12 protein-coding genes are annotated in these 13,246 nt (G+C 71.3%); 6 read left to right on the top strand and 6 right to left on the bottom strand.

Features of this window, described 5'->3' with window-relative positions; translation table 11 throughout:
* Positions 1–16 precede the first annotated feature (16 nt).
* The gene (locus ACYU7L_RS12560; RefSeq protein ID WP_460797057.1) at positions 17–802 is read right to left on the bottom strand and encodes an enoyl-CoA hydratase/isomerase family protein; all 786 of its coding nucleotides are present in this window, start codon (positions 800–802) and stop codon (positions 17–19) included.
* A gap of 32 nt (positions 803–834) precedes the next feature.
* Positions 835–2,013 (bottom strand): acyl-CoA dehydrogenase family protein, encoded by a 1,179-nt coding sequence (locus ACYU7L_RS12555; protein ID WP_460797055.1) that lies wholly within the window; start codon positions 2,011–2,013, stop codon positions 835–837.
* A 154-nt stretch (positions 2,014–2,167) separates the two neighbouring features.
* Here ACYU7L_RS12555 and ACYU7L_RS12550 point away from each other — a divergent pair, with 154 nt between their 5' ends.
* A complete protein-coding gene (locus tag ACYU7L_RS12550; protein ID WP_460797053.1) occupies positions 2,168–3,229 on the top strand; it encodes an acyl-CoA dehydrogenase family protein in 1,062 nt (353 codons plus the stop codon).
* An 85-nt stretch (positions 3,230–3,314) separates the two neighbouring features.
* Here the strand turns inward: ACYU7L_RS12550 and ACYU7L_RS12545 are convergent, their stop codons facing one another.
* Positions 3,315–4,511: an acyl-CoA dehydrogenase family protein gene (locus tag ACYU7L_RS12545; RefSeq protein WP_460797050.1), complete on the bottom strand. Its 1,197-nt coding sequence runs from the start codon at positions 4,509–4,511 to the stop codon at positions 3,315–3,317.
* Between the two features lie 23 nt (positions 4,512–4,534).
* A complete protein-coding gene (locus ACYU7L_RS12540) occupies positions 4,535–5,647 on the bottom strand; it encodes an acyl-CoA dehydrogenase family protein (RefSeq protein ID WP_460797047.1) in 1,113 nt (370 codons plus the stop codon).
* 102 nt (positions 5,648–5,749) lie between these two features.
* Between ACYU7L_RS12540 and ACYU7L_RS12535 the strand changes: the two genes are divergently transcribed.
* The 5 genes from ACYU7L_RS12535 to ACYU7L_RS12515 are packed head-to-tail and all read left to right on the top strand — an operon-like array spanning position 5,750 to position 11,323.
* The gene (locus ACYU7L_RS12535; protein ID WP_460797044.1) at positions 5,750–6,802 is read left to right on the top strand and encodes an enoyl-CoA hydratase/isomerase family protein; all 1,053 of its coding nucleotides are present in this window, start codon (positions 5,750–5,752) and stop codon (positions 6,800–6,802) included.
* The gene (locus ACYU7L_RS12530; protein ID WP_460797042.1) at positions 6,795–8,054 is read left to right on the top strand and encodes a CoA transferase; all 1,260 of its coding nucleotides are present in this window, start codon (positions 6,795–6,797) and stop codon (positions 8,052–8,054) included. Before ACYU7L_RS12535 ends, ACYU7L_RS12530 begins: the two co-directional genes overlap by 8 nt.
* Complete coding sequence (locus ACYU7L_RS12525) at positions 8,051–9,469, top strand: amidohydrolase family protein (RefSeq protein WP_460797039.1); 1,419 nt, start codon at positions 8,051–8,053, stop codon at positions 9,467–9,469. The genes ACYU7L_RS12530 and ACYU7L_RS12525 overlap by 4 nt, the downstream gene beginning before the upstream one ends.
* Before the next feature lie 10 nt (positions 9,470–9,479).
* Complete coding sequence (locus ACYU7L_RS12520; RefSeq protein ID WP_460797036.1) at positions 9,480–10,259, top strand: SDR family NAD(P)-dependent oxidoreductase; 780 nt, start codon at positions 9,480–9,482, stop codon at positions 10,257–10,259.
* Between the two features lie 38 nt (positions 10,260–10,297).
* Positions 10,298–11,323: an aldo/keto reductase gene (locus ACYU7L_RS12515; protein ID WP_460797033.1), complete on the top strand. Its 1,026-nt coding sequence runs from the start codon at positions 10,298–10,300 to the stop codon at positions 11,321–11,323.
* A gap of 71 nt (positions 11,324–11,394) precedes the next feature.
* Here ACYU7L_RS12515 and ACYU7L_RS12510 read toward each other — a convergent pair whose 3' ends face one another.
* Positions 11,395–12,909: a class I adenylate-forming enzyme family protein gene (locus tag ACYU7L_RS12510; protein WP_460797031.1), complete on the bottom strand. Its 1,515-nt coding sequence runs from the start codon at positions 12,907–12,909 to the stop codon at positions 11,395–11,397.
* Between the two features lie 10 nt (positions 12,910–12,919).
* Entirely contained in the window at positions 12,920–13,225 is a 306-nt protein-coding gene (locus ACYU7L_RS12505; protein ID WP_460797028.1) for a hypothetical protein, read from the bottom strand.
* Positions 13,226–13,246 lie beyond the last annotated feature (21 nt).

The following is a 13,246-nucleotide window of genomic DNA, read 5'->3' as shown; positions in this document are numbered from 1 at the left end:
GGCGAGCCAGGGCGTGTCAGCGCAGGGTCCAGGTCGGCTTGGTGAAGCCGCCGCGCGAGACCTGGGCCGTGCCGATCGGGTTGCCGATCGTGGTGTAGCCGAACCCGACGGCCTGGGCGGTCGCCCGGTCCAGGTCGAGAGTCTCCCACACCGCCTTGACCGTTCCCTGCACCGCGGCCGGTGGCTTCGCCGCGATGATGCGGGCGAGCTCGTCGGCGCGCGCCCAGAGAGCGTCGTACGGCACGAGCTCGGACAGCAGCCCGATCTCCCGGGCGCGGGCGGCCGACATCCGCTCGTCAAGGCCGATCAGGGCCCAACGCATGGCCTCACCGAGCGGGATCCGCCGAGCTAGGCCGATCGGCTCCAGCGCCGAGGTCATGCCATAGCTGACGTGCGGATCGAAGAACGTCGCGTCGTCGGCGCCGATGATGATGTCGCAGTCGTTGAGCCAGTAGAACGCGCCCCCCGCGACCATGCCGTGCACGGCCGCGATCACCGGCTTCCACACCTTGTTGGCCTTGGGGCTGAGCCCGTCTCCGGGGTCGACCTGACTCCACACGTTCTCCGCCATGTCGATGCCCTCGGACACGTCGACGCCGGTGCAGAACGCGCGCTCCCCCGCGGCCCGCAGCACGACGACGTGGATGTCGTCGTCGTTGCGCACACGTGCCCACAGCGCTCGGAACTCGTCGACCATCGTCTGGTTGAAGGAGTTCATCTTCTCGGGGCGGTTGAGGGTCACGGTGGCGACATGGTCGCTGACGTCGACGAGCACGGTCTGGTACGTCGGGTGGTCGCTCATGCGGGGAGGTCCTTTTCGGAGGAGTGTCGATGTCAACGGGGCAGGCCGAGGGCCCGCTCGGCGACGACGTTGCGGAGCACCTCGTTGGCGCCACCGGCGATCGTGTAGGCGCGGGCGTAGAGGAACGCGTCCTGCCACCAGCCGTCGGCCACGGCGTCGTCGTCGCCCTCGACCGCGAGGCCGTCGAGGCCCTGGAGGGCCAGGCCCAGCTCGGCGGTCTCCAGATTGGTCTCGGAGAAGTTGATCTTGACCAGTGGGGCGTCGGCCGCGTCCAGGGTCCCCGCGAGCATGTGCGACTGCACCGCCTTGCTCATCAGGTCGGTGACGTGGACGTGGGTCGCGACTCGGCCCAGGCGCTGGCGCACGCCCGCGTCCTCGATCAGTGGACGCCCGTCATCACCGGGTCGCGATGCCAGGGTGCGCAGGTCGCCGAGCGAGTGCAGGAGCTCCACCGACATCGCAGCCACGCCTGTGCGCTCGTGGGCGAGGCTGGAGTTGGCGACCCTCCAGCCATCGTTCACCGCGCCGATGACCCGGTCGACGGGAATCCGGACGGAGTCGAGGAAGACCTCATTGAAGTCGCTGGTGCCGGTGATCTCGCGCAGCGGGCGTACGTCGACGCCGAGTGTGGTCATGTCCAGCGCGAACGCGGTGATCCCCTTGTGCTTGGGCGCCTCCTGGTCGGTGCGGGCGAGCAGGTAGCCGACGTCGGCGTGGTGGCCGTTGGTCGTCCAGACCTTCTGCCCGTCGACGACGTAATGGTCGCCGTCGAGGCGCGCGCGCGTCTTCAACGACGCCAGGTCGCTCCCGGCGCCGGGCTCGCTGAACAGCTGGCACCAGATGTCCGCGGCGCTGCGGATGCGGGGCAGGAAGTAGGCCTTCTGCTCCTTCGTGCCGAAGTCGATCAACGCCGCTGCGGCCAACGGCGCCGCACCGATCGGCTCCCAGGTGCGCGCCCGGGCCATCTCCTCGGCGACGATGAACGCCTCCTCCGGGGCCACGCCGGGCCTGCCGCCGTGCTCCACGGGCCACTCAGCGCCCAGGTAGCCGGCGGCGTACAGCTTCGCGGTCCAGCCCCTGATGGCCGGGACCAGCTCCGCGTCCGGCGAGCGGACCCCGGTGTGATGCTTGGGAGCGGGACTGTGCTCGGCGATGAAGGCGCGCACCTCGGCCCGGAACTGCTCCAAGTGCTCCAGCGTCTCGATCCGCATGGCTCTCCTCCGGTGCCCGGGTCCGTGCCGACGCCGGATGGCGTGGGCTTGTCACCGGCTCTAAATAGTTAGATGATCTGTCTAGTTCTTGAATATCATACCGATGGCCGACGCGGATAGCGCGCGGACCGAAGGATCGCGGAAGGATGTCCTGGTGGACTTCGAGCTCGACGACGAACAGGCCATGCTGCGTGAGGTCTCCCGCAGCATGCTCACCGCCAATTGCCCGGCCGAGCTGGTGCGCGCGGTCACCTCGGCGGGCCACGACGTGGACGACAAGCTGTGGCAGCGGGGCTGCGAGCTCGGCTGGACCGGACTGCTGGTCCCCGAGGAGCACGACGGCGCCGGTCAGGGTCTCGTCGAACTGTGCCTGGTCACCGAGGAGCTCGGTCGTGCCGTGGCGCCTGGCCCGGTCGCCGAGACAGCCCTGGTCGCCCGCACCCTGGCCGCCCACGCCGCAGCCCTCCCCGATGGCGTGCTGGACGGACTCTGCGACGGCTCGCTGCGCGCCGCCGTCGCCCATTCCGGCGCCGTCATGGCCACCGTTCAAGGCGACGACCTGGTTCTCGACGGGCGGGTGCGGATGGTGCACTCCGCCGGCTCGACCGACTGGCTGCTCGTCGTCATCGCGGGCGATGACGCGCGCGCCGTCCTCGTCGAGACCGCGACGGTCGCGACACGTCGTCGCGCCACCCTCGACGAGACCCGGGGGTGGTACGACGTGACGCTCGAGGGGGTGCGCGTACCACTCGACCGCGCCGTCGCGACCGGGGCGGAGGTCCAGACGCTCGTCGACGCCGCCACCGTGCTCACCGCAGCCGACCTGCTCGGCGTCGGCGAGCGCCTGCTGGAGATGACCATCGCCTACGTGAAGGTCCGCGAGCAGTTCGGTGTCGCAATCGGCAGCTTCCAGGCCGTCAAGCACAAGGTCGCCGACATGGCCAAGGCTCTCAAGGGGGTGCGCGCCGCGACCTACTACGCCGCCATGTCCCTCGATGCCGGCCTGCCCGACGCCTCCATGGCTGCGAGCGTGGCGAAGGCCTATGCCTCGGAGCAGGTCCCTTCCCTGGCCGGGGAGGCGCTGCAGACCCACGGCGGCATCGGCTTCACTTGGGAGCACGACCTGCATCTCTACCTGCGTCGCGCCAAGGTCGATGAAGCGCTGTACGGCGACGCGGCAGCCCACCACGAGCGCGTGGTGGCCCAGCTCCCCTGAGCCGCTCGTCCGGCCTTGCGGGCCCGGCACCGACGCAGACAGCCTCCTCGCCGTTCGGGCGAGGAGGCTGTGATGCTCCGGGGGGTCAGCGTGGCGGCATCGCCGGGTCACGCGGCAGGCCGAGGACCTGTTCGGCGACGGTGTTGCGCTGGATCTCCGAGGTCCCCGCGCCGATCGTCGAGGCGCGGGTGCCCAGGAAGCCGGTGAGCCAGCGGGAGCGCTGCACGGCCTCGTCGGACTCGCGGGTCAGCAGCCCGTCGGGACCCAGCATGTCCACGGCGAACTCGTGCAGGTCCTGCTCGAAGCTCGTGATCAGCAGTCGCGAGATCGACGACGTCGGTCCCGGCTCGCCCTTGGCCAGGATGTCGTCGATGGTGCGGGTGGCGTTGTACTTCATCAGCCGGACCCGGATCTCGAAGTCGGCGAGCCGGTCACGCACCAGCGGATCCGCTGTGAGTCCCCGCTCCCGGGCCAGTTCGACCAGCTCACTGAGCACGCGGCGGTACGTGGCGGCCTGGTTCATCGCCCCGGCTGCGCGCTCGTGGCCCAGGCTCGTGCGCACCAGCGGCCAGCCGCCGTTCTCCTCGCCGATCCGGTCTGTCACCGGGACCCGGACATCGTCGAGGAAGACCTCGGCGAAGTGGGCGGCTCCGGTGATGTCGCGCAGCGGGCGGATGGCGACCCCCTCGGCCCGAGCATCGATCATCAGATAGCTGATGCCGTGCTGGCGTGACTCCTGGGTGCCGGTGCGGACCAGGGTGAAGAAGACATCGGCATGCGTGGCGTGCGTCGTCCACACCTTCTGCCCGTTGACGACGTAGACGTCACCCTCGCGGCGCGCCGTGGTGCGCAGGCTGGGCAGATCCGAACCTGCGCCAGGCTCGGAGTAGCCCTGGCACCAGATCTTGTCGCCGCGCAGCATGGAGGGCAGCCACCGCTGCTTCTGCTCATCGGTGCCGTGCCTGATGATCGTCGGCGCCACGATGCCCAGACCGGTGCCGAGCGGGCTGGGCACCCGCGCCTTGGCCAGCTCCTCCTGATAGATCACCTGGCGCGCGAAGGACAGGTCCATCCCGCCGTACTCGCGCGGCCAGCTCGGCCCGGCGTAGCCGTTGTCGAAGAGGGTGGCCTGCCAGCCCTGGGTGTAGCCGCGCAGCTGGTCCTTGTCGCGAGGGCGCTTGCCGGGGTGGTGGGCGGCCAGGAACTCGCGCAGCCGGGCGCGGAACTCGGAGTCCTCTTCCTCGTTGCCGGGCAGGACGGTGGTCGCGGCGGTGATGCTCATCGAAGTCTTCTCTCGTCCGGGACTCAGCAGATGCCGGTCAGCTCGGCGACCCGGGCGCGGTGCCGGGCCGGAGAGCCGAGCAGCAGCTCGGAGGACTTGGCGCGTTTGAGGTAGAGGTGGGCGTCGTGCTCCCACGTGTAGCCGATCCCGCCGTGCATCTGCACGGCCTCCTTGGCCGCATGGGTGAACGCGGTGGAGCACCACGACTTGGCACCGGCGGCGGCGATAGGCCCCTCGGGGTCGTGCCCGGCCAGCAGCGAGGCCGCGAACGTGGTGGCCGAGCGGCCGCTCTCGATCTCGATCGCGAGGTCGGCGCAGCGGTGCTTGAGGGCCTGGAAGGAACCGATGGGACGGCCGAACTGCTCACGGACCTTGAGGTAGTCCACGGTCATCTCGAGCACCTTGGAGGCGCCGCCCAGCTGCTCGGCGGCGACGGCGGCCAGCGCTAGGTCGCGCGTGCGATCGAGGAGTGCGGCGCCGTCACCCGCGAGGCGTACCGCGGGGGTCTCCGCCAAGGTCACGGTGGCGAGTCTGCGCGTCGTGTCCAGTGCGGGCAGATGTGCGCGTTCCATGCCGGAGGCGGCGGCTGCGACGACGAAGACGGCGAGCTCGTCGTCGACACGCGCTGCCACCACCAGGATGTCCGCGGTGTCGCCGTCGATGACGAAGCGCTTCGTGCCCGACAGCACCCAGCCGTCGCCGTCCCTGACGGCGACGGTCCTCACGCCGTCAGGATCGAGGTCGCCGGAGAAGTCAGCGACCGCCAGCGCGGCGGTCACCGAGCCGGCCGCGATACCGGGCAGCCAGGCGGCACGCGCCTCACCGTCCTCGCAGGCCGCCAGCGCCTGACCCGCGAGCGCGACCGTGCCCAGGAACGGGGAGACCATCAGGGTGCGCCCCATCTCCTCCATCACGATGCCGAGCTCCACCGGGCCGAGACCTGCTCCGCCGTACTCTTCGGGGATCGCCAGACCGGTGAGCCCGAGCTGGCCGGCGAGCTGGGTCCACACAGCGTCGTCACGACCCGCACCGCTCGCAGCCAGGGCGCGCACCGCCTCGCTGGGTGACTTCTCCTCGCAGAAGCGCCGGGTGACGGCGCGCAGCTCCTCGAGCTCCTGGGCGTTGTCGCTGGTCATCGTCTTCCTCCGGCTACCGCGATCGGGCATGCTCCTCGCTGGGGCACACTGTAGACCCAAGCAGGACCTTCATTCAAATAAGTTAACTGATTCGGTGGTGTGGTGAAACAGGTTGGGCTGGAGGAGCTGGGGGCGGGGATCGCCCGCCTGCGGGTCGACGACAACGGCCGTCCCCAGCGGCCGCTGACCGTGGTCGACCTCAACGTGGACTGGACGGACGCCGACGTGGTCGCACTGGCCACGAGCGCGACCCACGAGCTCGGCGCTCGACGCAGCGGAGTCGTCGTCGGTGTCTCCCCCCAGCCGCTGCCTCCGGCGGCCGCTCCCCTGCTCGAGGCGCTCAGCTGCACCCTGGCGCCTGGCGGTCCGGGTCGCTCCTGGGTGTCGGTCGATTCCGACCGGCGCGAGGGCAGCCCGCTGAAGGCCATCGAGGCCACGGTCTCGGCGGCGCCGCTGGCTGCGGTCACTCTCACCGGGCTGGTCGAGCTCACGCACCGCTCGTCGGTGCGTGAAGGGCTCGTCGCCGAGTCCCTGGCCTACTCCATGCTGCTCGCCGGACCCGAGTACGCCGCGTGGCGCGCCCGGACCCCCCGAGGCGACGTGCCGGGCGCCGACGAGCCCGTGATCATGGAGCGAGACGGCGACGTCCTCACACTCACCCTCAACGGCCCCGAGCGCCACAACGCCTTCGGTCGTGCCGTCCGCGACGCCCTGCTCGCCGGACTGGAGGTGGCCGAGCTCGACGCCGGCGTCCGTGAGGTGGTTCTGCGCGGCGCCGGGCGGTCGTTCTGCAGCGGAGGGGATCTCGACGAGTTCGGCAGCGCCCCCGGGGTGACTGCGGCACACCTGGTCCGACTGCAGCAGAGCGCGGCCTATGCGGTCCACCGCATCGCCGACCGAGTCCGCGTGGAGGTCCACGGCGCGTGCATCGGCGCCGGCGTCGAAGTGCCGTCGTTCGCCGGCCGGGTGCTGGCACACGACGGCGCCTGGTTCATGCTGCCCGAGCTGGCGATGGGGCTGGTCCCGGGCGCAGGGGGCACGGTCGGCATCACCCACCGCATCGGCCGCTGGCGCACGTCCTACCTCGCTCTGACCGGCCACCGGATCGACGTGCCGACCGCCCTCGCCTGGGGACTGGTGGATGGGCGTGTCTGACAGCGACGCGCTGCGAGCCTGGGCCACGTCCGGGGCCATGGCTCTGACGGGGAGAACGGGTGGCCCACCGCTGGCCGCTCCGGGCGACCCGGCTGGGCTGATGCGGAGCTGGCTGGCGGATCTCGCGCGCACGACCCGGCGGCGGACCGGGACCGCTCCGAGGCTCCCCGGGACCGAACTCCTGGGTGAGCGCGCCGCCATCGCCGGGTTGCGCCGCAGCGCTCCCTGGTCGTGCGGTCACGCGTTCCGGTGCCTCCCGACAGGCGACGGCTGGCTGGGCCTCTCCCTGCCCAGGGTCGACGATCTCTCGCTCGTTCCGGCGCTGGTCGAGGAACCGGTCGCGGACGGCACCCCGGCCGCCTGGGAGGCCGTCGCACGCTGGGCCCGCGAGCTCTCGAGCCAGGAGGCTGCCGCTCGGGTCGAGCTCCTGGGCCTGCCCGGCGGAGCGATCCCGGCAGATCCACGGACTGTGGATGCCCCGCGGCCCGACCACTCCGCCCACCGCCGTCGCGGCCCCACCCACCGCCGCAACCACCTTCGCGAGCGGCCGCGCGTCATCGACCTCACCTCGTTGTGGGCCGGTCCGTTGTGCGCACACCTGCTCGGTCTCGGCGGGGCCGAGGTCGTCAAGGTCGAGAGCAGCCGCAGACCGGACGGTGCCCGCTCGGGTCCGTCCGCCTTCTTCGATGTCCTGCACCATGGTCACGCAGCCGTCGCTCTCGACTTGGCGGATCCCGCGGACCTGGACCGTTTGCGCCGCCTCGTCGCCGAGGCGGATCTCGTGCTCGAGGCATCAAGGCCGCGTGCCCTGCGTCAGCTCGGGCTGGTCGCCGAGGAGGTCGTGGCGGCCGGGACCTCATGGCTCTCGATCACCGCCCGCGGTCGCGACTCCGACGCGGTCGGCTTCGGCGACGACGTGGCGGCGTGCGCGGGACTGGTCGCCCGGGAGAAGGGTGCCCCCCTGCCCTGTGGCGACGCATTGGCCGATCCGCTCACGGGCGTCCGTGCCGCGGCGCTCGCCAGCGAGGTCCTGCTGTCCGACGAGGCGCGCCTCGTCGACGTCTCCATGCTCGACGTGGCGCGCGAGGCAGCCCTCGCCCCCGGTCCCGGTCCGCACTCCGTCGATCGGCGCGACGGGGGGTGGTGGGTGTCCACGGAGTCCGACTCCTATCCGGTGACCGTGCCCACCGCTCGGCGCCCGGTCGGGCCGGCACCGGCCCTGGGCGCCGACAACGGCCGGTGCTGGCGATGAGTCGCACCCTCGTGCTGCGCGACGTCGAGGTCGAAGGAGCACCCTGCGACGTCCGCATCATCACGGGCCGCATCAAGTCCGTGAGGCCAGCCAGCACCACCCGGCCCGACAACGCGGACGAGGTGGTCGAGGGCAGGGGTGGCGCGCTGCTGCCGGGGCTGCACGACCACCACCTGCATCTGCTCGCCCTCGCCGGCGCTCTGGCCTCCGTGGACTGCAGCCCCGTCACCGTCGGCGACCGGCGCGGGTTGGGGTCCGCCCTGTCCGCCGGCGTGGGCGCCGACGGTTGGGTGCGGGCAGTCGGCTACCACGAGTCCGTCGCGGGCCCGCTCGACCGACACCTCCTCGACGCCCTCGTGCCTGACCATCCGGTCCGGGTCCAGCACCGCAGCGGCGCCCTGTGGGTGCTGAACTCGGTCGCTCTCGACCGGGTCAGGCACACCCTCGACGCCAGCGACGACGTGGAGCGCGCCGCCGACGGCCGACCCAACGGTCGCCTGTGGCGCTACGACGCCCGTCTGCGACCGGCTCTCCCGCCCCGCGTACCCGACCTCGCACTCGTCGGCCGCCGGCTCGCGGCATACGGCATCACCGGGGTCACCGATGCCACCCCGGACCTCGATGCGTCGTCCGTCGAGCTCCTGAGCGCCGCCCACCTCGACGGGCGGCTCCCCCAGTCGCTGCACCTGCTCGGCGCCCCATCCGAGACCCCGCTCCCCCCGGGGGTCACCCTCGGACCGCGCAAGCTGCTGCTGCGCGACCACGACCTGCCGACGTACGACGAGCTGGCGGAAGTCATCGGGAGGACCCACACGGACGGTCGGCCGGTGGCCGTGCACTGCGTGACCCGCGAGTCGCTGGTGCTGGTGCTGGCCGTGCTGGACGAGGTGGGCGCGCTGCCCGGTGACCGGATCGAGCACGCTGGTGTGGTGCCGACGGGTGTGCCCCACTGGATGGCACAGCTGGGGTTGCGCGTCGTGACGCAGCCGGTATTCCTGCACGAGCGGGGTGACGACTACGTGCGCGACGTCGCAGCCGACGACGTCGGGTGCCTCTATCCGCACGCGTCCCTGGCAGCCGCAGGAGTGCGGGTGGCGATCTCCAGCGACGCGCCGTTCGGCGCGCTCGACCCGTGGGCGGGCGTGCGCGCCGCGGTGGCGCGCACCTCGCGCGCCGGCCGCGTCCTCGGTGCAGACGAACGGGTGAGCGCTGCGACCGCGTTGGCGGGCCTCCTATCCCCCAACGATGACCCCGGCGGACCTCGCCGCCGAGTGACCCCCGGCACCCGCGCCGACCTCTGCCTGTTGCACGTCCCGCTCGCTGAGGCGCTGCGTGCGCCGAGCGTCGACCACGTGCGCGCGACCCTCATCGAGGGCGATCTCCGACTGCCTGGCGGTTTGCAGATAAATCATTAAGATGATTGGCATGACCTCAGAACCGCCCTACGACCCACGCGCGCTCTTTGACGTCACCGACCGGGTGGCCGTCGTGACGGGAGCCTCGAGCGGACTCGGTCGCCAGTTCGCCCGGGCACTGCACGCGGCCGGCGCACAGGTCGTCGCGGTCGCCCGCCGCGCCGAGCGGCTGGCCGACTTGGCCGCCGAGTGCCCGGGCCTGGTCCCCCACCGTCTCGACGTGACCGACGAGGCCGGCTGCACGATGCTGGTCGACGACGTCATGGCGCGCTTCGGGCGGATCGACCTGCTGGTCAACAACGCCGGGCTGGGCACCCCCGCGCCGGCCGTCGAGGAGGACCTCAGCGACTTCCGCTACACCCTCGAGGTCGACCTGGTGTCGTGCTTCAACCTGGCCCGCCTGGTCGCGAGACCCATGATCGCGGCGGGGAGCGGCTCCATCGTCAACATCGCCTCCGTCTACGGCATCGGATCGTCCTACCCCGTGCCCAACGCGTCCTACACCGCCGCCAAGGGCGCGATCATCAACCTCACCCGCGAGCTCGGCGCCCAGTGGGGCAAGCACGGCGTCCGCGTGAACGCGATCGCGCCGGGCTTCTTCCGTTCCGAGGCAGCCGAGGAGGTGTTCACCAACGAGAAGGCACACGCCCGGCTGGTGCAGGCCACCCCGATGCGACGCCTGGGCGCCGAGCGCGAGCTCGACGGCGCCCTGATCTACCTCGCCAGCGAGGCCTCGTCCTACGTCAACGGCCACACTCTGGTCGTCGACGGCGGCTACACCACGCACTGAGACCGCACAGCCAGGCGCAGCCACCCATCGGAGATCCCATGAAATATCGCCCCCTCGGCCGGACCGGAGTGCAGGTCAGCGCCCTCGCCCTGGGCACCATGAACTTCGGCGCCCTCGGCAACACCACCCAGGACGACGCGACCTCGATGGTCCGGCGCGCCCTCGACGCCGGCATCAACCTCATCGACACCGCCGACGTCTACTCACGCGGTGAGTCCGAGGAAATGCTCGGCCGGGCCCTCGCCGACGTGAACCGGGACGATGTCGTATTGGCTACGAAGTTCCGACTCGACATGGGCGGCCGCAACCGCGGCGGCGGCTCGCGTCGCTGGATCGTACGTGCTGTCGAAGAGAGCCTTCGCCGGCTCGGCACCGACCACATCGACCTTTACCAGATGCACCGGCCCGCGCCGGGCACCGACCTCGAGGAGACGCTGGGCGCCCTCGACGACCTGCAGCGCGCCGGCAAGGTGCTCTATGTCGGCAGCTCGACGTTCTCGGCTGCGGAGATCGTCGAGTCCCAATGGGTCTCCGAGCGCCGCAACCTCGTGCGCTTCACGACCGAGCAACCTCCCTACTCCCTGCTCACACGCGGGATCGAGGCCGACGTGCTGCCGGTCGCCCAGCGCTATGGGATGGGGGTGCTGGTCTGGGGCCCGTTGGCCGGCGGCTTCCTGTCCGGCAAGTATCGCGCCGGGCAGCAGCCCGCGACGACACACCGCGACACCACGGTCCTGGCCAGCGCCGGGACGGGGGAACCGACCGCCGCAGACGTGGCCAAACGAGCGGCCGCGGAGCAGCTGTTCGTGCTCGCCGAGGCGCACGGAATGACGCTCATCGAGATGGCGCTCGCCTTCACGCTCACCCACCCTGGCGTCACCAGCGCCATCATCGGCCCCCGCACGCTCGCCCATCTCGAGTCCCAGCTCAGCGCCGCCGAGCTCGCGCTCAGCACCGAGGTCCTCGACGCGATCGACACCATCGTCGAGCCCGGTCACACCATCCGGACGGCCGACGCCAGCGCACTCAACCCGGCACTCAAGGCCGCCGCCCGGCGACGCTGAGCGACCGTCGTCCGCGGGACCCCCGGTGGGTGCGGACGACGGTCGCAGTCAGCGGACCGGTCAGGGGCCGGTCAGGGAACGGCGACCGGCTCGTCGGTCTCGAGGACCCTGGCCAGGACGTTGCGCCGCACCAGCTTGCCGGTCTCCGTGCGCGGCAGCTCGGGCCAGAACCAGAACCTGCTGGGGGTCTTGCTCGAACGCAGCGTCTGCTTGACGAAGTCGCGCAGATCGTGCTCGTCGATGGCGAACCCGGTACGGATCACCACCGCGGCCTCGATCCGCTGACCCCACTCCTCGTCGGGCACGCCCACGACGGCGACGTCGAGGACCGCGGGGTGGCGCAGGACGACCTCTTCGATCTCAGCCGGCGCGATGTTCTCGCCGCCCCGGATGATCGTGTCGTCGACGCGCCCGCCGATGAACAGGTAGCCCTCCTCGTCGAGGAAGCCCTTGTCGCGAGTGTCGAAGAACCCGCGCGCGTCCACGGCGCGTCCGATGCCGGCATACTCGGCCGAGACCTGGTCACCTCGCACGCAGATCCGCCCGGGGACCCCCGGGGGCAGCACCTCGTCGTCGAAGCTGCGGATCTCCAGCTCCACACCGGGCAGCACCTTGCCGACCGACGAGAGTCGCGCCTTCACCCGCGGGTCGTCGGAAGCGGCGGCGGCACGATGGTCGTCGGGACCGAGGACGGCGACCGTCGAGCTGGTCTCGGTCAGGCCGTAGGCGTTGACGAAGCCGACCTCGGGCCAGGCGCGCAAGGCCTTCTCGATCAGGGTCCCCGGCATCGGGGCTCCCCCGTAGGCGAGGCCGCGCAGACTCGGGACGGACTTGTCGGCGTCGCACTCCACGATGCGCGAGAGCATCGTCGGCACGACGAGAGCGTTGGTCACACCCTCGGTTCGGACGGTGTCGAGCCACTGCTCGGGGGTGAACTGCTCGAGGACCATCGTGCGCCGCCCGGCATAGAGGTTGGAGATCACGTTGGCCACCGCCGCGATGTGGTAGGGCGGCACGCTGACCAGCGCCGCGTCCTGCTCAGCGGCGCCCATGAACTCGACCGTGCCGAGCACGTAGGAGACGAGATTGCTGTGGCGCAGCAGGACGCCCTTGGGCTCGGAGGTGGTGCCGCTGGTGTAGATCACGATGGCGGGAGTGTCCTCGTCGGACTCCACCTCGTCCGCGGCGACCAACGGCGTCCCCTCGGCGGTCGCGGCGAGCCACTCGCCGGGGGCCATGGAGGCGATCCCGGCCTGCGCCAGCGACTCCGCGCCGGCCTCGTCGGCGATGCCGAGCGCGTGCGGGTGCTTGGCCAGCAACGAGGAGAGCTGCTCGGAGCCGAGCCTGTAGTTGACCGGGACCAAGGGGACGCCGGCGCGCGCGGCTGCGAACATCGCCACCGGGAACGCAGGTCCGTTCATCGCGAGGTAGAGCACGGCGTCGGCGCCGGCCGCGCGGATCAGTGCGGCTCCCGCAGAGGCGCGGGCCTGCATCTGCAGGGCAGTGATCCCGTCGGCGCGACGTCCGACGACCACGCGGTCCCCGAACCCGTCGGCGGCCATGTCGAGCAACATCGTCAAGCGCACGGAGTCCTCCTCAGTCCGACGACGGGAGGGCCTTGGCCTCCGCGGTCACGAGCGGCTTGCCGTCGAGGGCCAGCGTGCCCTCGCCCGGCTTGGTGCAGAGCACCTCGATCGTGTCGTCGGCATCGACGTAGCGCTTGCCCAGAAGGGTGCCCCCCATCTGCTCGGGGTCGGGCGTGGCCTCGGGAGCCGCCGCGCCCTTCGCGTGCATCTCGACACCGCCACACGTCAGGGCGACATCGGCGTCGGGGACGCGGGTCACGATGATGTTGGTGGCGTCGACCGCACTGGCGAGCGCCTGTCCGACTCGTAGCTTCACGATGAGCTCCTGCACTGGTGG

This window comes from Nocardioides pacificus, from assembly GCF_054775955.1.
The sequence above is the reverse complement of the archived record's forward strand: the minus strand, read 5'-3'. Positions and strand labels throughout refer to the sequence as shown.